This window comes from Ruegeria sp. 6PALISEP08, assembly GCF_001238295.1.
GTDB lineage: Bacteria > Pseudomonadota > Alphaproteobacteria > Rhodobacterales > Rhodobacteraceae > Ruegeria.
In genome coordinates this window covers 85965-107260 of sequence record NZ_LGXZ01000016.1, presented here as the reverse complement: position 1 = coordinate 107260, position 21296 = coordinate 85965, and the positions used below count along the sequence as shown (strand labels likewise).

The 21296-nt window shown below is 56.2% G+C and carries 20 protein-coding genes; 11 read left to right on the top strand and 9 right to left on the bottom strand.

Annotated elements, in window-relative coordinates:
* The 4 genes from ALB80_RS19340 to ALB80_RS19325 form a co-directional block, all read left to right on the top strand.
* The coding region (locus tag ALB80_RS19340) for an amidohydrolase family protein (protein ID WP_216597694.1) at positions 1 to 1342 on the top strand (1342 nt) is incomplete at its 5' end.
* A gap of 68 nt (positions 1343 to 1410) precedes the next feature.
* Entirely contained in the window at positions 1411 to 1809 is a 399-nt protein-coding gene (locus tag ALB80_RS19335; RefSeq protein ID WP_157054269.1) for a GYD domain-containing protein, read from the top strand.
* Positions 1810 to 1903: 94 nt separating this feature from the next.
* Positions 1904 to 3067 carry a membrane dipeptidase gene (locus ALB80_RS19330; RefSeq protein WP_050605735.1) on the top strand — a complete coding sequence of 388 codons (1164 nt, stop codon included), beginning with the start codon at positions 1904 to 1906 and terminating at the stop codon, positions 3065 to 3067.
* A 19-nt stretch (positions 3068 to 3086) separates the two neighbouring features.
* A complete protein-coding gene (locus ALB80_RS19325) occupies positions 3087 to 4244 on the top strand; it encodes a HupE/UreJ family protein (RefSeq protein ID WP_050605734.1) in 1158 nt (385 codons plus the stop codon).
* Positions 4245 to 4403: 159 nt separating this feature from the next.
* Here ALB80_RS19325 and ALB80_RS19320 read toward each other — a convergent pair whose 3' ends face one another.
* The 5 genes from ALB80_RS19320 to ALB80_RS19300 all read right to left on the bottom strand — a co-directional run bounded on the left by ALB80_RS19320 (position 4404) and on the right by ALB80_RS19300 (position 10475).
* Positions 4404 to 5513, bottom strand: coding sequence for a Fic family protein (locus ALB80_RS19320; protein WP_050605733.1), 1110 nt, complete (start codon positions 5511 to 5513; stop codon positions 4404 to 4406).
* Positions 5514 to 5668: 155 nt separating this feature from the next.
* Entirely contained in the window at positions 5669 to 6724 is a 1056-nt protein-coding gene (locus tag ALB80_RS19315; RefSeq protein ID WP_083445375.1) for a helix-turn-helix domain-containing protein, read from the bottom strand.
* A gap of 177 nt (positions 6725 to 6901) precedes the next feature.
* Positions 6902 to 7885 carry a plasmid partitioning protein RepB gene (repB, locus tag ALB80_RS19310; RefSeq protein WP_253276928.1) on the bottom strand — a complete coding sequence of 328 codons (984 nt, stop codon included), beginning with the start codon at positions 7883 to 7885 and terminating at the stop codon, positions 6902 to 6904.
* Positions 7870 to 9054 carry a plasmid partitioning protein RepA gene (gene repA / locus ALB80_RS19305; RefSeq protein ID WP_050605731.1) on the bottom strand — a complete coding sequence of 395 codons (1185 nt, stop codon included), beginning with the start codon at positions 9052 to 9054 and terminating at the stop codon, positions 7870 to 7872. Before repA ends, repB begins: the two co-directional genes overlap by 16 nt.
* 365 nt (positions 9055 to 9419) lie before the next feature.
* Positions 9420 to 10475, bottom strand: coding sequence for a tyrosine-type recombinase/integrase (locus tag ALB80_RS19300; RefSeq protein ID WP_050605730.1), 1056 nt, complete (start codon positions 10473 to 10475; stop codon positions 9420 to 9422).
* Positions 10476 to 10705: 230 nt separating this feature from the next.
* On the opposite strand from ALB80_RS19300, the gene ALB80_RS19295 reads away from it, so the two are divergent.
* Positions 10706 to 11371: a hypothetical protein gene (locus ALB80_RS19295; RefSeq protein WP_050605729.1), complete on the top strand. Its 666-nt coding sequence runs from the start codon at positions 10706 to 10708 to the stop codon at positions 11369 to 11371.
* Between the two features lie 4 nt (positions 11372 to 11375).
* On the opposite strand, the gene ALB80_RS19290 is transcribed toward ALB80_RS19295, so the two are convergent.
* Entirely contained in the window at positions 11376 to 12485 is a 1110-nt protein-coding gene (locus ALB80_RS19290) for a transporter (RefSeq protein WP_050605728.1), read from the bottom strand.
* A gap of 238 nt (positions 12486 to 12723) precedes the next feature.
* Here ALB80_RS19290 and ALB80_RS19285 point away from each other — a divergent pair, with 238 nt between their 5' ends.
* The 5 genes from ALB80_RS19285 to ALB80_RS19265 all read left to right on the top strand — a co-directional run bounded on the left by ALB80_RS19285 (position 12724) and on the right by ALB80_RS19265 (position 17495).
* Positions 12724 to 14718 carry a heme lyase CcmF/NrfE family subunit gene (locus ALB80_RS19285; protein WP_050605727.1) on the top strand — a complete coding sequence of 665 codons (1995 nt, stop codon included), beginning with the start codon at positions 12724 to 12726 and terminating at the stop codon, positions 14716 to 14718.
* Between the two features lie 4 nt (positions 14719 to 14722).
* Positions 14723 to 15292, top strand: coding sequence for a DsbE family thiol:disulfide interchange protein (locus ALB80_RS19280; protein ID WP_050605726.1), 570 nt, complete (start codon positions 14723 to 14725; stop codon positions 15290 to 15292).
* Positions 15289 to 15777 (top strand): cytochrome c-type biogenesis protein, encoded by a 489-nt coding sequence (locus ALB80_RS19275; RefSeq protein ID WP_050605725.1) that lies wholly within the window; start codon positions 15289 to 15291, stop codon positions 15775 to 15777. Before ALB80_RS19280 ends, ALB80_RS19275 begins: the two co-directional genes overlap by 4 nt.
* Entirely contained in the window at positions 15774 to 16922 is a 1149-nt protein-coding gene (gene ccmI / locus ALB80_RS19270; RefSeq protein ID WP_050605724.1) for a c-type cytochrome biogenesis protein CcmI, read from the top strand. Before ALB80_RS19275 ends, ccmI begins: the two co-directional genes overlap by 4 nt.
* A gap of 114 nt (positions 16923 to 17036) precedes the next feature.
* Positions 17037 to 17495, top strand: coding sequence for a hypothetical protein (locus tag ALB80_RS19265; protein WP_050605723.1), 459 nt, complete (start codon positions 17037 to 17039; stop codon positions 17493 to 17495).
* A gap of 9 nt (positions 17496 to 17504) precedes the next feature.
* On the opposite strand, the gene ALB80_RS19260 is transcribed toward ALB80_RS19265, so the two are convergent.
* The 3 genes from ALB80_RS19260 to ALB80_RS19255 all read right to left on the bottom strand — a co-directional run bounded on the left by ALB80_RS19260 (position 17505) and on the right by ALB80_RS19255 (position 20242).
* On the bottom strand, positions 17505 to 19631 hold the full coding sequence (locus tag ALB80_RS19260) for a protein-disulfide reductase DsbD (RefSeq protein ID WP_050605722.1): 2127 nt from the start codon (positions 19629 to 19631) through the stop codon (positions 17505 to 17507).
* Positions 19632 to 19718: 87 nt separating this feature from the next.
* Positions 19719 to 19922 (bottom strand): hypothetical protein, encoded by a 204-nt coding sequence (locus tag ALB80_RS22285; RefSeq protein WP_157054268.1) that lies wholly within the window; start codon positions 19920 to 19922, stop codon positions 19719 to 19721.
* The gene (locus ALB80_RS19255; RefSeq protein ID WP_253276927.1) at positions 19919 to 20242 is read right to left on the bottom strand and encodes a DUF2933 domain-containing protein; all 324 of its coding nucleotides are present in this window, start codon (positions 20240 to 20242) and stop codon (positions 19919 to 19921) included. The genes ALB80_RS22285 and ALB80_RS19255 overlap by 4 nt, the downstream gene beginning before the upstream one ends.
* Positions 20243 to 20616: 374 nt before the next feature.
* On the opposite strand from ALB80_RS19255, the gene ALB80_RS19250 reads away from it, so the two are divergent.
* Positions 20617 to 21270, top strand: coding sequence for a L,D-transpeptidase (locus ALB80_RS19250; protein ID WP_050605720.1), 654 nt, complete (start codon positions 20617 to 20619; stop codon positions 21268 to 21270).
* Positions 21271 to 21296: the final 26 nt, after the last annotated feature.

The following is a 21296-nucleotide window of genomic DNA, read 5'->3' as shown; positions in this document are numbered from 1 at the left end:
GACAAAGGCGGCTGCCGTCGCGAGCCTGATTTTTTGCACGGCCACTGCCGCATTTGCACAGGATACCCTACCGCAAACCCTGTTCACCAACGTCCATGTCTTTGACGGAGTAAATGAGGCGCGGATCGAGAACGCCAGCGTTCTGGTTGAAGGCAACTTGATCAAAAAAGTGTCCACCGAGGCAATCGACGCGCCGGGCGCGACGGTTGTGGATGGAGGTGGTCGCACATTGATGCCGGGGTTGATTGATGCGCATGTGCACATGGCGATCACGGAGCCGGTTGCGGATCTCAGGGACAATTTTGATTGGATGTACTGGGGGGCCGTTTCCACGATCGAAGCAGAAAAGATGCTGTTGCGCGGCTTTACTTCCGTCCGTGATGCGGGTGGGCCGGCGATGGGGCTTCAAAAAGCCATCGACCGGGGTAAAGCAATTGGCCCCCGTATTTACCCGTCCGGGCCAGTGATCTCACAGACGTCCGGGCATGGTGAACATCGGCACTACACAGAACCGCACCCAAACTTCGAAGGGGCGTCGCCGTCGTTTTTTAATCAGCACGTTGAGTTTCTTGCCGACGGTGTTCCAGAAGTTCTGCGCGCGACGCGGGAAGCACTGCGTCTGGGCGCATCGCAAATTAAGGTCATGGCTGGCGGAGGTGTGTCTTCCAGCGTAGACCCATTACATACGGTTCAATTCTTACCGGAAGAACTGGAAGCTGCTGTCAAAGCTGCGGCAGATTGGGATACCTACGTTCTGGTGCACGTCTACAACGACGAGAGCATTCTGCGGTCCATCGAGGCAGGTGTGCAGAGCATCGATCATGCACAATTGATGACCGAGGTGTCGGCGCAGGCGATCAAGGACGCAGATGTTTGGGTTGTGCCATTCTTCTCGCTTCTGGGGCTGGATGCCGAAACAGTCTCCAAGGCGCTTGGCCCGTTGGCAGCGCCCAAGTTCCTTGAGGTTCAGGGCGGAGCGAGAAACCAGATGCGGTTGCTGAAAGAATTCGGGATCGAAAAAGTCGCCTTTTCAACCGACATTATTGGGGATCCTGTGGCTCTCACCAAACAGAACGATGAGTTCAAGTACCGTCTCGAACAATGGTCATCCTACGAAGTTCTAATGCAAGCAACTTCAAAAGCCGGTGAATTGTTGGCCCTGTCAGGTAAACTCAACCCCTATCCCGAAGGCCCGCTCGGTGTGATTGCAGAAGGTGCGTATGCCGACATTCTACTGATCGATGGCAACCCGGTCGAGGATGCCCTGATCATGACGGATTACGAGAACAATTTCGATCTGATCATGAAAGACGGCGTGATCTACAAAAATACACTCGATTGAGTGTCGCGCGGGGTGAATGTACCTCGGCATCCCGCGCACCCCTGTAGCCCCAAAAAAAGGATGAGCCAATGAAACGACTACTCTTGTCCGCACTTGCATATGCGTTGATTTTCACGACCGCCGTGAGCGCCGAAGAAACTCGCAGCCGATACTACCTGGGAATCGGAGAACCGTCTCCTGAAGCCTGGCAGATCATGATCGAGAATCCCACCGACCGGGGAAAGGGCATGGGGGCCGCGCTCGAAGCAATGGGTGGCGAGATGATTAGCTACTTCTGGGGCATGGCCGACGGTCGAAACTACGTTACCGTGCGGCTGCCAGATGATCCTGCCATGGTGCAGGCAATGTACGCAGCCCGCCTAAGGCAGGGCGTCCTAAAAAACTACACCTTCATCGAGTTGATGACGAGCGCAGACATGGTCGAGGCGCTGAAACGGGTGCCGGAGTTTTCGACACCGGCCGAGTAGTATTGGCCATAGAGAGGAACCGTGAATTGTGGGCTTCGGGTCAAAGTAAATTTGAATGAACAATACTAGATGATCTAAAAGGGAGAGCTTCACCATGCAAAACAGACGCGCATTTCTTAAAACAGCAGGTGCCGCGGCTGCCCTGTCAGCTACCTGCGGAAAAATGACATGGGCCAGCGAATACAGCCCGGTTTGGGAGTCCAGCGACAAGGCGGCTCAATTCCTAAAGGATATTGTTGCCATAGACTCGCTGAACGCGAACTTTGAGCAAACCGCCACACGACCCGAGATGTGGGACGAGTATTACACCAGAGCCCTCGAAGCGGGTATCACGGCGACGGGTGTTACAACCGCGCAAGGCATCAACGACTTCGACACATTCGCTCGTGAAACCAGCTACAACCTCCGCAAAATCGATGCGGACGATCGGTTTATGGTGGTGCGTAAGGCAGGTGATATCCGGCGGGCCCATGAAGAAGGAAAATATGGCTTCTTCTGGAACTCGCAATCAGCGGAGATTCTCAACAACCAGCCGGACATCTACATGCCCGTGGCAAAGTCGATGGGACTTGGCACAATGGGCTTGGCCTACAACGAGCGTCAGCGTGCGGGTGATGGGAATTTTGTCCTGAACCCAGGGCCAATCTCGGCCTATGGCAAGACAGTCGTCGACGCGATGCAAAGGCATGGAGTGCTCGTCGACACGTCACATGCCAGCGAACCCACCGCACTTAGTACCATCGAATATGCAAAACAAATGCGTCCCGACTTACCTGTAATCGAAACGCACTCTTCCGTGCACGCTCTCTACTCTGGCTATCCTGAGGGAGAAATCCGCCTGCGGACAAGTTCCGATGAGCGGATTCAAGCGGTTGCAGATACCGGAGGTGTGGTTAGCCTTTGTATGTTGCCTTTCATAATGATCAGCCCGCAGACAGAGCTCACTCGTCCTCAGGACGTTGTCGACCGAATTGACTACATGCGGGATTTGACAAGCATCGACAACGTTGGACTCAGCTCCGACGACGGTTTTGACTGGTCTAAGATTTATGAGTTTGGGAAGTCAAATCCAGAACAATTCGACGACGGCGGACTCAGTGCAGCGGTAAACAAATTGGCCACAACTGGCATCGGGGAAGCCGCGAAAATCTATGCGGCCATTATCGATGAAATGTGGTTGCGCGGGTACTCTGACGAGGACGTCAAGAAAGTAATGGGAGGCAACTTCACGCGCATCTTCGAGCAGGTTTGGGGGTAGTCGACAAGAAAAGCGAGACATGACTTCCCATCGCTTGATAAGGCTGGTCGGGTTATTACTCACCCGACTGGCTTTTGCGTTTTTGCTTGTGCTCTTTGCGCAGTCCGCTCTCGCACATAAGTTCGAGTTGGGCGATGCACAGTTGTCCATTGAAGGCGACAGCTATCAGATTGCCGTAAGCGCCGACTTGATCGAGGCTTTCGAGCGCCACTTAGACTTGAACGGATCAGATCGATTTCTTGTTGAGCAGGTGCGCGGGCTGGATCTCGGCACAATCGAAACCACGCTGTCAGAAATACGTGCAGCAGTCGCCGAAGAGACGCTCATACGTTTCGACGGCAAGACGGCCGAATTGCGGGCAATGTCCTTTCCATCTCCGCGCGATATCCGTGCTGTTCTCGACAGACCACCGGGCAGCACTGAATACCGCTTGGTTTTCGTCGGTTATGGTGACGCTCCGCAAGGTGCCAGCGCAGTAAGTATCAAAATGTCGCCTTTACTTGGGGATATGCGGCTTGAAGTGTCGGTCCCAAGTGTCACGCTGCTGCAGGCTGGACGAACCAGCCAGGCACTGAACCTTATTGGGACCCAAGAAACAACACTGAGCTCAGCACTGGCCGACTTCTTGTATTTCACATGGCAGGGGGTCATTCACATCGTCCCTTACGGGCTGGATCACATCTTGTTCGTACTCTGCCTGTTCCTATTTGCGCATACGGTCCGCGACCTGATCTGGCAGGTCACGGCTTTTACCGTCGCGCACTCGGTGACACTGACCCTCGGCTGGCTAGGCTTCGTTGATTTGCCAACAGGGTTCTTTGAACCTTTAATTGCCTTGTCCATTGTATATGCCGCTGTTGAAAACATATTGCGCAACAAACCAGGCGGTGCCCGCTTCACTCTAATATTCTTCTTTGGTCTGCTCCATGGGTTCGGTTTTGCGTCAGTTCTAGAGGAGATTAGCCCATCAGGCGGCCATTGGTTGACCCGGCTAATTGGCTTCAATGTAGGCGTTGAGATTGGCCAGTTGGTTGTCATAGCGGCAGCCTTTCTGGCTGTTGGACTTTGGCGCAAGGAACCGTGGTACAGATCGCTCATCGTGGTACCGGCGAGTTTTGTCATCGCTTTGGTAGGCGCCTTCTGGACTGTCGAGCGGGCTCTTGCAGCGTTGACATAAGACGTGAGCATCAAGTCTATGGTTTTTGATTGTCCGCTATCTTGTCGGAAGCCGTCTCCCTGCCAATGCGAACCAAAGGCTGCATTGTCCGCAATGCGGTCATTCGAAATCGGCGCAGCGAAGGTCTGCTTCCCGCCCTTCGTGTCGTACTTCACCCCCCTACCCTTCCCAATCCAACTTTAACCAATAGCGGGTGTATCTGAGTTCACCTGTTCGGCTCAGCGCCCCCTTTTCTACCAGGTCCTGCAGATCCCGCGTCGCCGTGGCGCGCGACGTTCCCGTGATAGAGATATAGTTCTCGGCGCTGAGCCCCCCTTTGAACCCGTCCTGTCCAGCCTTGAACAAACGGGCGACTACCTTGCTTTGGCGGGCGTTAAACTGATCACGATACCGATCGTAAAAATGCGTCTTGGTAATAAAGAAGCCGACCCGCTCAAGCGTCACCTGCTGTGCTGTAAGGGCTGTCTCGGCAAACCAAACGAGCCATGGCGTGACGTCCAGCGTCCTTTGATGGCGTTCAAGCTGATCATAATATGCCTTCCGCTCTCGCTCGATCGTGAAAGCAAGTGCAATCAGACTCGGCTGACCAATGTTTTGTGCCAGGGACTTTTCAGCCAGCGCCCTACCCAACCGGCCATTGCCGTCTTCAAAGGGGTGAATGCTCTCGAAATAAAGATGACTCAATCCTGCCCGGATCAGTGCACGCAATGGTTCGGGACCATCCGGTGCGGTCCGGTTGAACCAGGTTACGAACTGGTCCATTTCAGCCGGAACCTGACGTGAAGGTGGCGCTTCGAAATGAACCGTTGGACGGTCTAGCCTGCCTGAGACGATTTGCATCGCATCCTCATGGCTCCGGTATGATCCAATCGATTCCAGATGCCTGTCGTGGGACAGAAGCATGTCATGCCACTGAAACAGGGTGTCGTGTGACAGTGGTTCTGAATAGTTGGAATAAACGTCCACCATCATTTCGGAAACGCCCTGCTCGCGCGGTTTGGACGGAGAGCTGTCGGGAGCCAGTCCAAGATGTCGGCGCAGGGATGATTGCACGCTGAGCCGATCCAGCATCTCACCTTCGATCGCGCTGGTTTTCATCGCCTCTTCGCTCAGCAGGTCGATACGCAATTGATCACGATCTGCCCGGTTCACATGATGTACCGCTCCAAGCACTTCCCCTGAGGACAACAGGAACTGTTGCTCGTATGGTTCGAGTCTTGAGGCATCGTAACGAAATGTCGGCCAATCAGGGCTCTGCCAGTTCCACATCGTGAGGTATAAGAATCCAGTCTATAACTCATTATTTATTACTTTATGATCCATAGAGGTCAATCCTATAGCTCACTTCTTCCCGAACCGTTCAATCCAAACATTGGATTGAAGTATAAGCTGACGACAGAAAATCTCTTCCTGTTTCAAAAAACCTACGAACCATTGGAGGTCCGCGTCAGCATTGCGCTTGGAGATAGTTCTCCCTTTTCAATCTTGGCCAGTAGTGAAATCAGATAAGCCCCTGGAGACTGTATGTTCTCAGCACGCTGACAGATGTACCCGAGAACGATGAAGCGAATAGCTGGGCCAAACGTTGATTTCATTGCATACCAGGTTTGGCCAAGCCGTAGATACTCGGCGATATCATCCATAAGCCGATCACAGTGGTGCTGATCTTTTGCAAAGCGTAGCTCTGAGCATAGCCGTGGAAAACTGCGCTCCATTTGGTCTGGAGAAACCTGAATCTGAGAAAGTTTTTCTTTCTTAACTTCCGGATTCAAAGAGTCCTCTTTGTGCCCCTCGATTTCATTGTCACTGTCCCTCAATTTTTCTGTATCTGTCTGTGTTATTTCTGAGATTTCCACAGAGATTTCTGCCAATAGCTCGCAGAGTACATTCGCATCTGGTTTGCGACGCAGAGCATTGCGTACGGTGGTCATCAAATCGGAGACCGCGGTGTCATTTGCTACGAGTTCCCTAAGGCGTGCCAGAGCGGCGGAAACCTTGTCACGGAGTACAGTGAACTCCAGAACTCGATCAGCGTGCCTCTGGGCTTCCTGGATGAACTCAGGGTGCCGTTCAGACAAGGGCATCAAGGAGAGCCCAGTTGCGGTGACCACCCTGCCCTGTCGATCCCGGCGCGCCCATCGCTTACCGTTTGCGCTCATTACGCGGCGGATAAGTCCAAGCTCAACCAGCGTCGAGATATGACGCTCAACTGTCTGCACGCTGACATGCGTCCGTTTGGCGATCGCCGCGTTGGAAGCGAAGCAGATGTGATGATCATCTTGGTCCGCAGTAATCTGATCACCGCCCACAAAAGAAATCATGGCTCTCAGGACATTGAGAGTTGTGGATTTCAACCCAAGAGGTTCTCTGGCCTCTTCAACGGCGCGAAGAAGTATCCATTTTTTGGGTGTACTACTCCCCTGCCCTGCCGTCCCCGACAAGGTTGCTCCATTTGGAGCCAATGCTGCTACTGTTTTCATGATTATCTATCGGCAGACAAAAATTACCCGTTCGCTCAAGAGCGTTTTTTCTTGTGTGGCGATTCGGGTGCTGCTAGATTCTAGGTGTCTAATCTAAGAATTGCGCTTTGCGCAGCAGCCCTCGAAGCTCCGGTTTCGGGGGTTTTGTTTGTTTGCCTTCCTCCTTTCTGCTCGTCCTCAGTTCTTTTTCTCGGCGTTTACAGCTGTAAACTCAGCGTGTGAGCGCTTGATGATTTCAGCCATGTTTTTGTCCAACCAGCTAGCGAAGTCAGCGTTAGCTCCGGTCCTTTTGACCGAAACTGTTAGTGATCCGTTGGTGGATCTGATTGTAACTCCTTCAATTGGGCTGACTTCGGCGGCACCTTCTCTTTGTCGTGCACCACGTTTGGCAGCTGCTTTTAGGAGCATTTCCAGCCGATCATCTGACGACATTGATGGCTCAATGGTTGCAAGCAGGTTTGCCGCTTCATCTCCCGCCAGCTTGCCTGCAACGAAGTGTTCTGCAAGCATGGTCCATTTTGGGCGGCCTGATTTTGGGGCTGCGCCGATCATGTCACCAATCTTTGCAGGAACATGTTGCGTAACTTTTGTCAGGTGAGACAGCCCTGATTTCGAAAGGTTCAATACTTGCCGCACCGTTGCAGAGTCATGCCCGGAAGTCAGGATCGCCTCGGCGAAACGTGCTTTCTCGTAGAAGGAAAGATTGCGCCTCGCAGCATTCTCAAGCCCTTTGGCGAGAAGCGCTGAAGCGTCGTCGATATCCTGAACATTGGCGCGGACTCTAATACCGAGTTCACGACAGGCTTTGAGCCTCCTCCTCCCATAAATTGCTTCGTATCGACCGTCGGATTTCGATTTTCTGACAAGAATGGGAACTTGTTGGCCACCGTCTTGGATACTCGACATCAAGCTTTCAAAGCTATCGTCTTCTTCGTCAGTGTTTACAGCTGTAAACTCACCAAGCCTATCGGCTGGCCCCCAATCGTCGATCAGAGCAGGGTCAATTTCCCTGATTGCGGCCAAGGAGCCCTGAAGCGCGCCAAGTGCAGGCGCATTGGGTTTTGGGGCTTTGTCAATGGTCTTGGGGCTAGAGCGCGCGATGGTGTTTGCGATCCCAGACATCTCCTGAAGCGATTTTCTAGCCATTAGCTGCGTCCCCATGCTTGATGGATCATTTGCTCTACCTCAGAACCGATCGCATCCATTGAGTTCTTTGCTCGATCATAAGTTGCGCGTGTCATTTCCGACCGCACGACCTCGTAAATTGATTGTTTGAGCATTGTGGCGTCACTGATTGCGGTGCTCTTGAGGGCCGTAGCTGACATAACGCGATCCTGAAACAGTGCTCGCATGAACGAAGCCAGTTGTTGAGACGGTACGTCTGTCGGCTCGTCGCGCGTTATCAGGAATTTGAAGTTGTCGTATTCGAGCGTCGCGCCGGCATCTTCAATGACTGCCATGTAAGCACCAGCGAGTTCGAGAAATTGAGCCGTAGAAGACACGTCCAGCATCGAAGGTGTCAGTGGCACAAGCAATGAACTGGCGGCGGCCATCCCGGCTATTGTCAAGAATCCGAGTTGAGGTGGGCTATCAATCAGAACAAGGTCAAAATCGCCTTCTACCTGGGCCAAGGCATTCCGTATTCTCGTAAAGAACGGATGGTCCGGGTTGGAGTGAACGGCAGATTCTGTCTCAAATTCGGAAAGAACAAGCCGTGACGGTGCTACAGACAGACCGGGGAAGTATGTCGGAAGCACAACGTCCGACATATCTACCGGATCTTCATACCGAATGGCATCGTAAATCGTCAGCCCGTCAAACTCTATTTCAGGGCTGATGCCGCACATGGATGTAAGCGAGCCTTGTGGATCCAGGTCAACGGCCAGTACACGGTAACCTCGAAGCGCAAAATAATGAGCCAAGTGAATTGTTGTGGTGCTCTTGCTGCTCCCACCTTTGAAGTTCATCAACTGCCAGACTTGGAGTTTCTCTCCTTCAGTCCGACGAGGGATATAGCGCCCCTTTTTGCGAGAAGTTTTCTCAAGCGTTTCGCGAGCCTCCCAAAGCTCATGCGCGGTATAGTAACGTCGACCGCTGCGCACGTCTTTTGGTTCCGGAATCGTTCCTTCTGCGTGGACCTTACGCATGAATTGACCTGAGACACCTAAGAGTTCGGCCGCTTCTGGGGCTGCAAAGTTGCGTAATGATTTGGTGTTGTCAGGGGCGAATGCCGCAAGAAGATGTTCCCGGATAGCCGAGTTTAATCTCTCAGAAATTTCCGTGGCGAGAGCTGATGGTCGTTCTGCCGCAAGTGGTGTCACGGGAATCATGTAGTTGCCTCAAATTAACGAATGTGGTCATTTTTGCGCCACTTGAGACAAACAGCCGTGATTCATTGCCCTAAGTCAAGGATTTTCGCTTATATTGTGGGTTCTACAAAGCTGCAAACTACATACGCTTTGCATCAGAGCAAATTGGTTTACAGCTGTAAACCTTGTTGAAGCGGTTCCCGGGCTACTATTGCCGATGAAGTTCTGCGTGCAAAAAAGTAGGCGCGTGCACAAAACCCTTCTGAATGCTCCGCCTCGAGTTGAGCTTTTCCCAGCGAGTAGTTGGCGCAAGGAAGTAGCGGCTTGAGCACCAAGACAAGTAATTGGGAAGGGCAGGGGGCCAATGGAGCTGATGACGTATTTCCTCAACCCAACAAATCTGCCGCCGGGTTTTCCGCGATATCGACATCGTCGTAATATTTCTGCGCCTGGGCCATGGAGCGATGCAAGGAAAGGCGCATGGCAGCCTGGATCGGGGCGCCATCCAATGCGGCCTGTGTCAGAAAACCCGAGCGCAACCCGTGGGGCGAGGCGAAGTCCTCGGGCAGTCCAGCCAGTCTTAACCGGTGCTTGACGATCTGATAGATCGCATCCGGACTCAGGCGGCGCTTCAGAACGTTATCGGCTTTGGAGATGGGGCGGAACAGGGGGCCATCCTCTATCCCGCCCACCTCGATCCAATGCACCAGCGCCTGCGCCGCGCGGCCCTTGAGCACCAGTCGGGGTGTCTCGCCCTTTTGCGTGGTCTTAGTCTCCATCAGGGAGATCCAGATCACGCCTGATGTGTCAAACTCCGTCAGCGCCACATCCGCGCGCATCAGTCCGGTGATCTCCGAGCGACGCCGTCCGCCCGAGGCCCAGCCCAGCATCAGCAGCGCCCGGTCGCGGCAATCGCGGCGCGAGCCGCGGCAGGTGGCCAGCAGCTGTTCGAGCACATCGCGGGTGATCGGGTGTTGCGATTTTGGGGCAGGGGGCCGGGCGGCGGCGCGGCGGGCCTTGGCCCGGGCCTGTTTCACCTGTGGCGCATCGAACGGGGAGGGCAGATTTTTCATCCGGTGGAAGGCCAGCCAGGAGGCGATGCGCCGGTCCAGCGTCGAAGGGGCAGGGCAGGCGAGGGACTTGCGCAATCCCTGAGCAATCAACGCTTCTGCGGTTTCGCGCGCCACATCCGTTTCTGGTGCGTCATTCAGATCGCGGGCGTGATCGAGAATGAAGGCGAGCGCTGTGGCCTCGCTCTCGGGCCAGCGCAGCGCCAGCTCGAACCGGGCCGTCTTCCACGCTGTCACATAAAGCAGATCGCGCTCATAAGCCCGCAGCGTGTTGGCAGGTGTGCCGCGGATATAGAGATCGGTCAGGGCGTCCTGATCTGCCTGCGACAGGGCAGGGGAGGCAGCTGGAAGATAGGGGGTAGGCGGCTTCATGGGGCACATTCTGCACCGCTTCGCGGCAAATTTCAATCATTCATGATAAGGGATACTTATCGAGTGTAACTGGAAACTGATAGCGCAACAAAAGTAACGAGCAAAAGTAACAGATTTTGCGCGTAAAGTAGGTAGAGGGCTTGCGGAATAATAAAATCGGAGGTTCTGTCGCAGGTCTGTAAACCAATTGGCATCGACATTGCGCTGGAACCGTTGGCAAACTAAATGAAATGAACAGATATTTTGCCACTGAATTGCCTTTCTGGAAGTTTGCCAGAAACACGCTGATTGTCAGTTGCCTTGCGTTGTTTCCGCTGTTGGCCATCTTCGTTTTGCGCACGCCGGGCTTTGCGACGCACCTCCTGAACAGTGGTCCCGCGTTTGTTCGGTTTTTGCGTCAGGTGGTGACGAATGGGTTGCCGGTCGTTTTCCTTTTAAATTATCTCAGCTTTTTTCTGTTCGCCGTTGGGGTAAGGGCGCGGGGCAGGGGGGCCATCCCGGCCCGGTATCTGCTAATTGACCTGCTGCTACGGGCCGTCCTGTTCATCGCGCTGCACGCGCTGATCTACGCGCTTTCGGCAGACTGGTTCGGGTCTTTCGGCGGTGATCCCGTAGTGGCGTTGCGGGTAGTCGGTCCGACGCTGGTACGCTCCGCCTACTTCGAGAACATCTCAGGCGTTTACCTGTACGCCACGCTGGTCGGAGCGCTGCCGCTATACCTATCCGTCGTTCAGAGCCAGATCGCCCACGGTACTGGATTTGCAGCCCAACTGGCACGTCGCGTACCTGGGCGCGGCGGACCTGTGACATTGGCCCTGCTACTGATGGCGGTGTCAGTGGTCGTTCTGACCACCGCGGCGGCGCTGATTGTCCGTTTACAGTCGGTTTGGGGCTGAAGGGTCAGAACGCCCTGCGTATCGCGAAGGAGACTGCGTAATCGCGTTCAAGCTGGGGCCCATCTAGATCTTGATACACAGGGATCACGCCCTCGATACCCAGGCGCGTGCCCGCCAAAACGCCCGACCCCGGCACAAGGTAATTCACTCCGATTCCGATACTCAGAAACTGGCCGCCGCGCAGGGTCGGATCAGCGGTGGGCACCATGCCTGGGTTCAGGCGCGCATCCGACCCGTCAATGTTTTCCACGATGTCGCCGACCACCCGCAACGAGGAGCTGAACTGGTCATTCCAGCGCCGTGCACCCCAAACTGTTGCTGAATAGACGTCACCCAAGGTGTAACCGGCATCATTCTCACCCATCCGGATCATGGCGACCAGCTGGGCGCCCCAAGACCAATCCGCGTTCTGGCCCGTATAGGTGACGCCCGGCAGCAGGTCGTAGGTGCCTGAACCCAGTTGCATGGGGTAGGGCAGCAGCTGGTCCGGCCCAGCTGGCGTGGTGTCGGTCTCGTCTATCGAGCCAGTCGGCAGACTGAGGCCAAGAGATAGTTCCAGCACCTGCCCGTCGGATTTGTAGATATCATATCCGCCGATGATCTTCAGATCGCCAAACCCCTGTGCCCTGGTCTTAAAGGTCTGGCCCATGCGGGTCTGGTGCTTCATCGTCTTGCGGGTATAGGGCAGCATCGCCATCACCGAGATCTCGTCGGTCACACCGTACATCAGGCCGACCATCGCCATGTTCATGCTCATGCTGAGCGGCGCGATCGGATACTGCGACAGAACGTTCGAGGTAGACAGCGACTGCGTTCCGGTACGATTTCCGTCCTTCTCCATGTTCATGTAAGAGAACACAGGCATCAAAACACCCTCGGGTGGATGCATACCGCCAACGACACCCGTTGGCGGCACCGCGTCGGGGCGCATCATCCTGGACATGCTTCCCATACCTGACATGTTGCTGGAGGCTTGCGGGTTCATCGCCACGTTGTCAGCCGGACGGGTTTCGGGTTGGGCCATGGCAGTTGACCCAAGGCTCAGCCCCCCAGCCAGTATTACGACCTGGATGTGTTGCCAGACGCACCAAATCTCGGTTTTGTTCCGTGTCATGATGCCCTCGTGTTCGTTTGTTTCCTGAGTTCGTGCCCTGAAAACAAAGTGTTCGCTACGTCCATCGGTGAAGACGAAATGGTAGGGGTCTCCAGCGCTGGAAGGTCAAGGCCGCCGGCCAGATTTGCGCTCGTCAAGCATGCATCAGCCGAAGGGGGGGTGCGGCAATAATGCGCTTGACCCTCCAGCGCTGGATTGTCGGACAAGGCCGCAAAACCGGAAATCCGGAGGGATTGGAATGATACCGGAAATCGGGCAGTTCGCCCTGGCGCTTGCCCTGGCCGTGTCCTTGGTGCAAAGCGTATTACCTTTGATTGGAGCAGCGCGGAACAATGTCATGTGGATGCGATCGGCATCTGCGACCTCGGTCCTGCTGACAGCGCTGGTTGCTGTCGCCTTCGCCGCTCTGATGTGGTCCTTCGTGGTCAGCGATTTCACTGTGCTAAATGTGGCCACCAATTCTCATTCGCTGAAACCGATGCTTTTCAAGGTGGCTGCGACCTGGGGTAGCCACGAAGGGTCGCTGCTGTTGTGGATTCTGATATTGGTGATTTTCGGGCTGGGTGTGTCTCTGTTGGCTCGGAACATCCCGCTGAAACTCAAGGCGCGCACCTTGGCAGTGCAGGCCTGGATCAGCGCCGGGTTCCTGTCATTCATGCTGTTCACCTCGAACCCGTTCGACCGGGTGCTTCCGGCGCCACTGGATGGTCAGGATTTAAATCCGCTGTTGCAGGATGTCGGCCTCGCCCTGCACCCGCCGTTCCTATACCTGGGTTATGTCGGCTTCTCGATCGTCTTTTCCTTCGCGGTGGCTGCCCTGATCGAAGGGCGGGTCGATCCGGCATGGGCTCGGTGGGTCCGACCCTGGACATTGGCGGCCTGGGTGTTTCTTACACTTGGTATCGTTCTGGGCAGTTGGTGGGCCTATTACGAACTGGGTTGGGGTGGCTGGTGGTTCTGGGATCCGGTCGAGAATGTCTCGTTTATGCCTTGGCTTGCTGGCACAGCGCTGTTGCATTCGGCCATCGTGACCGAAAAGCGCGGCAGCTTCAAAAGTTGGACGATCCTACTGGCCGTTTTGACCTTCTCGTTGTCCTTGTTGGGGACATTCATTGTCCGCTCAGGCTTGCTTACATCAGTCCATGCGTTTTCGGTCGATCCCGAACGCGGCATTTACATCTTGGCGTTGTTGGCGGTCGCAATCGGTGGTTCATTGACGCTGTTTGCCATTCGCGCGCCTGAGATGGAGAGTGGCGGTCTATTCGCCCCGATCAGCCGTGAGGCAGGATTACTTGTTAACAATCTGCTGCTGGCCACCGCAACGGCGACGGTTTTATTCGGTACGCTTTACCCGCTGTTGCTTGAGGCCGTTACTGGCGAAAAGATTTCGGTTGGACCACCCTATTACAACGCCAGTTTCGTGCCGATCATGCTGGTTCTCGTCGTTGTGATGGGGGTTGGGCCGCTGTTGTCATGGAAGCGTGCGGATTTGCGCGGTGTGCTGGACCGACTGAAGTGGGTGGCTGGGCTTAGCCTGCTTGCGGCATTGGTCGTGTGGTATCTGGATACCGGCGGACCTGTACTGGCGGTACTGTCCATCGGCCTTGCGGTTTGGTTGCTGGGCGCTGTGCTGACGGAATGGGCCAGCCGAATTAAGCTGGGTGAGGTACCGCTGGCCGAGTCACTGCGTCGGGCCCGCAACCTACCGCGTTCGCATTACGGCATGGTCGTGGCCCATGCGGGGCTGGCGGTCTGCATGATCGGCTTCACCGGGTCCAGCGCGTGGAAGTCCGAGGTCGTGACTTTTGCCGAACCCGGAACACAGATCGAGATTGCCGGGTTCGACGTGCGTTTTGACGGTGTGGAGCAGCTTCGCGGACCAAACTACCTGTCTCGCATGGCCACCCTGACAGTGTTTCGCAATGGCGCTTATGTCGCCACGCTTCAGCCCGAGCGCAGGGCCTATCTCGTCGCGGGCACCAGTACGACCGAATCGGCAATTCGCACGACGTTGGCAGGGGACCTTTACGCCTCGATATCGGAACCGGCGGCGGAATCTGAGCAGAGCAAATGGACTCTACGTATCTTGTATGAGCCATTGGTGGTCTGGATCTGGATCGGTTCAGGTTTGTTGGCATTGGGTGGTGTCTTGTCGCTCACTGATCGGCGTCTACGCGTCGGTGCACCACGGAAACGGGCCGGGCCGGGCTCCGTTCCGGTAGCGGCGGAGTAGGGCGATGAAACGTCTATTTGCACTGTTCCCAATTACGATTGCCGGCATCCTGGGTGCCTTCCTACTTTGGGGGCTGAACCCCGATCGCGATCCGAACGAAATCCCGTCAGTTTTGATCTCGCAGCCGGTGCCTGAGTTCGACTTGCCGCCGGTCGATGGGCTGGATACCCATGGGCTGTCCAACACCGATCTGGTGGAAAATGACGGATCGGCGCCGATCGTGGTCAACGTGTTTGCGTCCTGGTGTGTGCCCTGTCGGGCCGAACATGCTGTGTTGACGCGCATGGTGCGCGATGAAGGCATTCGCCTGATGGGCATCAACTACAAAGACAAGCCGCAGGACGCACGGAAATGGCTCGACGATCTGGGCAACCCTTATGAGCGCATAGGTTCCGACCTGGACGGTCGTGCCGGGATTGAATGGGGGATTTCCGGCGTGCCTGAGACCTTTGTGATTGATGGCGCGGGTAAGGTCGTTTTCCGTTTTGTCGGCCCGGTGCTGGGCGACGAGGCAATTTCAAAGATGCGCACCGCGCTGGATCAAGCGCGGGCGGCCGGAGGAGAGGCCTCATGATACGTCGAATTGCAATTACCGCAGTCACTCTGGCGACGCTGGTGTCGCAGCCGGCATTCGCGGTTGAGCCCGACGAGATACTTGCAGATCCGGTTTTGGAAGAGCGGGCCCGGGCGATTTCAAAACAGGTGCGCTGCGTGGTGTGCCAGAACCAAGACATCGACAGTTCCAACGCCGGGGTGGCGCGCGACCTTCGTCTGCTTGTGCGCGAACGGCTGGTGGCAGGTGACTCGGACCAGCAGGTTATGGATTTTCTGGTTGCGCGTTATGGCGACTATGTTCTGTTCAACCCGCCATGGAAGCCATCAACTTACATTCTGTGGGTTGCGCCTATCGTCATCCTGGGGCTGGGTGGTATCGCGACTGCAGCGGTATTGACCCAAAATGCGCGCCGATATCGGAAGTCGCGAAAACAAGAGACGGAACGCGGCGCGAGCGAAGAACGGAATCCCGAAAACCATTCACTCACGGAGCCGCACGCATGATCTGGATTATCTTTTCATTCATGGCCGCGGCGGTGTTTCTGACGCTCGCCCTCTCCGGTATGGGGCGCAAGACCTCGGACTTGTCGAGACGCGAAAGCGCCTCTGCCATCTTTTCCGACCAGATCGGCGAAGTGGAGAAGGACCTTGAACGAGGAATTATCTCGGCCGAAGAAGCCAAGGCTGCCAGAGCCGAGATAGAACGTCGCCTGAAGGCGATTGACCGGCAATCGGACGACAAAGCGATGATGGGCCATTCCGGGCGTGCACTGATTCTACTTGCTGCGCTGGCAGTTCCAGCGCTCGGAGCCGGTCTTTATTGGCAACTGGGTAATCCCGACATCCCCAGCCAGCCATTTGCCCAACGCGAGGGGGAGCAGGCCGAAGCCCGTGAAATCGCCGACCTTGCCGTGCGCATGAAGTCGCGGCTTGAGGCGGATGAAACCGGCGGGCCAACCGAGGGATGGGTGTTGTTGGCTCAGACCTATATGCGTATGGGACGCTTTGGAGATGCCGCAGACGCGTTCGAGGGGTTGCTGGACCGACCCAATGCGAATTCAGCGCTGGTGTCGCAATATGGCGAGGCGTTGGTCTATGCCGATGACGGTGTCGTTACGCCCAAGGCCGATCGGGCGTTTGAACGAGCCTTGGAACTGGACCCATCGAACCCAGCAGCGACATTCTACAAAGCCGTTGGTCTGGAGCAGGCTGGATCGCCTGATAAGGCCTATGACCTACTGAAGACGCGGATGGACGCCGAAGGGGAGTTCCGGCCATGGATGGAGAGTTTTGTGGCCCAGCTTAACCGCATCGCCCCGTCGATCGGACGGGCTCCGGTGAATCTGGCGGCTTTTGCCCCTTCCATGCCCGGCCCAACTGCCGATCAGGTGGCGGCGGCCGAGGAGATGTCAGACGAAGACCGGCAGGCCTTCATCCGCTCGATGGTCGAACGGCTTGCGAGCCGGATGCAGGAAAACCCAGGCGATCTGGACGGCTGGATGCGGCTGGGCAACGCCTATTCGGTGCTGGGCGAGACCGACGGCGCCCGGAACGCCTATGGCAGGGCAAGGGATCTGGCGGATGACCTGCCGCAGGGGGATCCGCGCAAGGTGGCAATCGACCGGGCATTGCTGAAACTGGGGGGTTGATTCCCGCAGCCCGGCGTGGATCGGGCCGGCGCCGACTTCGCGCTGATGCCCAGTGAGCCATCTGGAAAATTCCGGTTTAGGCTATCGCATGCCGATCTTTAGGAGGTTGAGACCATGAAAGTTGAAACGTTTTCTGATCTAATTGTCTGGACGCGGGAAATGCATCATTGGCTCGCCGAATGTTTGGCCCACTGTTCGACACAGTCAGAGCAGGAGCTGGCCAGGATGTTGCTTACCTACCTCGCCGATCATGAGGCTGCTCTGGAGAAAATCGTCGATGGTTTCGTGAAACGAGCCGATCCCAAAGCGCTCAACACCTGGGTATATGACTATTTGGGCAATGAGCCGATCGACCCACATCGCACCTGCGACAGGCCGTTCGCACAGATGAGCGTCGATGAGATCTGCGAAGCGGTCTTCGATCTTCACAATCAGGTGATCGACTTATATCGGTATTTGCACGGGCGTGCCGAGATACCCGAGGCACGCGAACTCCTTCAGGCGCTACTGGATATGGAAGAGCACGAGACCATGCGTTTAGCGCAGCAGAGCAACCGCGTCCGGGATATGTGAACTCCGGGGTCAGGATCCGCTTTCCACGGCTCCGCCCGCAATCGGCGCGGCCTGTTCCATCGCGTCGAGAATGGCGTTCGTGGTCAAGATCTCTGGCAGGGCGATGCCTTCGGGGGCCGACGGGCCGTAGACGATGTTGAAGGGGATCCCGAACCGTCCATTGTCCTCAAGGAAACGGGCGATCACATCGTCGGGGCGGGTCCAGTCGGCCTGCATCGGAATTGCTTTGTCCGATTGCAGTGTTGCCAGAACCTCGCCGCGTTCCAGCACCAGCGCTTTGTTGGCCTTGCAGGTCAGACACCAGTCGGCTGTGACATCGACGAAAACCACCTCGCCGCGCGACACAAGGCGGGCGATTTCGGGGCGGCTGAAGGTAATCCAAGGGATCTCTCCGGCTGGCTCAAGCAGCCTGGACCGGTCTTTGCCGGCAATCGCAACCGGTGCGGCAAACGCTGCGGTCAGCGTCAGCAACAGGGCTGTCCAGCGCAAAACGGGTGGCATCATCGCACTTTTCCAGATCAACAGGACCAGAACAGTTGCAGCCAGCACGGTAGCAGTTGCAGCAGTGTCTCCGGCCACCCCGACCATCACCCAGACCAACCAGCCGATCGTGGTCAGCAGTGCCGCCGTCAGGGCCCATTTTAATCCCACCATCCAACGCCCCGGTTTAGGCAGAGCGGCGGTAAGTTTCGGGTGCACTGCAACCAGCAGGTAAGGAATGGCCAGCCCGACCCCCATTGCGGTGAAGATCGCCACGATATCCACCGGTCGGCCGGTCAGGGCAAAGGCCACCGCCGTGCCGAGGAAGGGGGCCGAGCAGGGCGTCGCCAGAACTGCTGAGAAGGCTCCGGTCAGGAAATCCCCGCCCAGCGACACGCGGCCCTTTTCGACATGGGCCAGCCGGGTGTTCAGCGACTGCGGCAGCGTGATCTCGAACAAGCCCGCGAGGCTGGTTGCAAAAACCGCCAGCACCACGATCATCACCGCAAGGAAAAGCGGATTCTGGAACTGGATGCCCCAGCCGACGGAATAGCCCAGCGACCGCGCCGCAATGGTGATAGCCGCCAACAGCCACATGAATGTCAGGATTCCGGCTGCCGAAGCCAGGAACCCGGCGCGAATCTGAGCCGCAGAGCGGTCGCGAGCCTTTACCGCCGAGGAAAGCTTGATCGAAAGCACTGGCAGTACGCAGGGCATGACATTCAGAATCAACCCGCCGCCCACCGCCAGCAAAATGATCCAGACCAGCGCGCTGGCTGAAGTTTCGGCGGCCGCGATCTCATATGGTGGCAGGGTAGGGGGAGCGTCGGTACGGGGCGAAAACTCGGCCACGCGGTTGGTGTCGGTAACCGTGACGGACAAGGCGGGGGGGTCCTGTGCCAGAGCGAGGACCGGGAACTGCACCCATAGCTGACGCCTGTCGCCAGCGAGCCGGATGTCGGGTGCACCAAACGCGGTGTCACGTCCCATGTCGGGAAAGACATCAGGCGCATCAAAGGGCAGGTCGCTGGTGAAATTCAGCGTCAGCATCTCGGACTCGGTATCCAGGGTCGCGGCGTCGGACTTCATTCCGCTTGTGTTTCCCGTGGTTGGCACCCGCGACAGAAAGGCATTTATAAGCCGGGCCGAGTCCTGATCCCGACCCGTTCCCTGAGTCAGCGACAAGTCCAGCGAAAACTCGACCGGCACACAGATATCGGAACAGATCAGCGTTGTCACAGCGGCCTTCAAGTCAACTGGCGCTCCGGGGTTCTCGAGTGTGACGGTCAGCGGAAAGACCACTTCGTCCTTGTACCCGAAATTCTCGATCCCGAAGGCGCGAAAACGGATCGGCGCGGGCCAGTGAAACTGTACGTCGTTGACGTTTTGCGAGCCGTTCCAAGTGATCTTGGGCGGAATTCCCACCTCACCAGGCGACTTCCAGTAGGTTTTCCAATCTTCGCCCAGTTTCAGATGCAGTCCTGCAGTGATCGTCTTGACGTCAGGCGCGATCCCGTCCTGCGCGGTAATTATGTGTGCGACCAGGGGCTCTGATTCATACGCTTGGGAGGTAGCTGCAAGGCTTGTCCCGGCGGAAGTCTGGCCAAAGATTAACCCCAAGATCATAATACATAAATTTAGGAGTGTTCTTGCCATTGCGCGTTGCCATCGGTTGTTTTGCACCCGTCTCTGCCAGATTCCAGCGCTGGAGGGTCAACGAGCCGGAATGTCACATCCCCACGATCAGCTCACGAAACCTTCGCGCCCGTCTTCGCAGATGAAATAGGCCCCGCCATCCGCGCCCTCCCATTGAACCCGGCAACCTTGGGGCAGGGCGTATTCAGGCTGCGGCGGTTGCAGCGGGCATAGTTTAGGGCGTGGTGCGCAAGCCGCCAGCGAAAGAGCGGCCAGCGACGTGGCGGCCAACCTTGAGCACCAAAGCTTCATGATTGAAGATTATTGCCGGTGTACTGGGTTCGGTCCGACCGCGGCGTCTGTTGCCTTGGTCTTTCCGATTCAGATTTGTTCGAATGACAGGATTTTTCCATCGCCTTGTGCATAAAGAAATGGGCTCCGAGGCACAGGATCAACGGTGCGAAAAGACCCAAGGAGTCAGAAAGCCCACCAACCGTCCCGCCGGCGATCAAGTAGAGAGCGATCGGCGTTATCATGGCAATGCAACATACCATCATGCCCCATTTCATTATCTTGCCGCCGCTAACCGGTACTGACGCCTGCGGCGCGTTTGCAGTCTGTTTTTTTTTCACATTCAACTCCAAAATTTGGATTGGAGACCTCTGCTAACGCCTTCCCACGATGGAAGGTCAAGCTGTTTTGGCGCGAAGCGAATTTGACGCTGTCAAACCAGTCCAGCATTTGCTTGGGCCTTACTTGGTGCATAGACACGGCCGGAACAGGGAAGATTTTAGGGGTATGAACAGCAGGCATTGTCGTCCCGACGCCTGGTGAAGTTTCAGGTTAAACACGAAGCTGCCTAGGTCACTTTAAGCCTTGAAAACTCGCGGGTGGGTCGAAGCGATATCGAACGAATAATTGAATGGACAAATCTTCCCCCGTCGCGGATTGTCTAATCCCCTGGATACTAACTCCAGACACCAACCAGGCAATAGGAGCGCTATCAATGCTGACCAGACGACATTTTGTTGCAGCCTCGCTCGCCATTTTCTCTCAGCCGGTTTTTGGAGTGACGTCGGCGGCGGCCTCGCAATGGTCGGAGTGGGATGCGCAAGTAACTCCAGCCAATTTTGATCCCGCAACATCCAATCCCTGGGGTTTACACCCACGTTTCCTGCCTCAGCGTGTGCAAACCAATCGACCACTTACTCCGGGTGACATTCATGTCGACGCGGTGGCACGATATCTGTATTTCATCGAAGACGGTGGCACAGCAATGCGTTACGGCGTAGCCATTGCCCGAGGCAATCTTTACGAGCCCGGAGTCTACACGATCAAGCGAAAGGCCAAATGGCCGCGTTGGACTCCTACAGCCGAAATGATTGAGCGCGACCCTGATGAATATGCGCAATTCGCAGATGGTGTGCCCGGTGGGCCGACAAACCCATTGGGATCAAGGGCGTTTTATCTGTTCGAAGGTGGTCGCGACACATACCTGCGAATTCACGGAACGCCTTATCCAAGATCTATCGGAGGTCGCGCAAGTTCTGGCTGCGTAAGGATGGCGATGCCACATATCATCGGGCTTTATGATCGTGTCAGGCCAGGGTCCACGGCTCATCTCTACCCTCCCGAGCGGCTTCTGACCGCGACCAGCTGACAGGCGCTTGTCAGGCGCGCGTACAG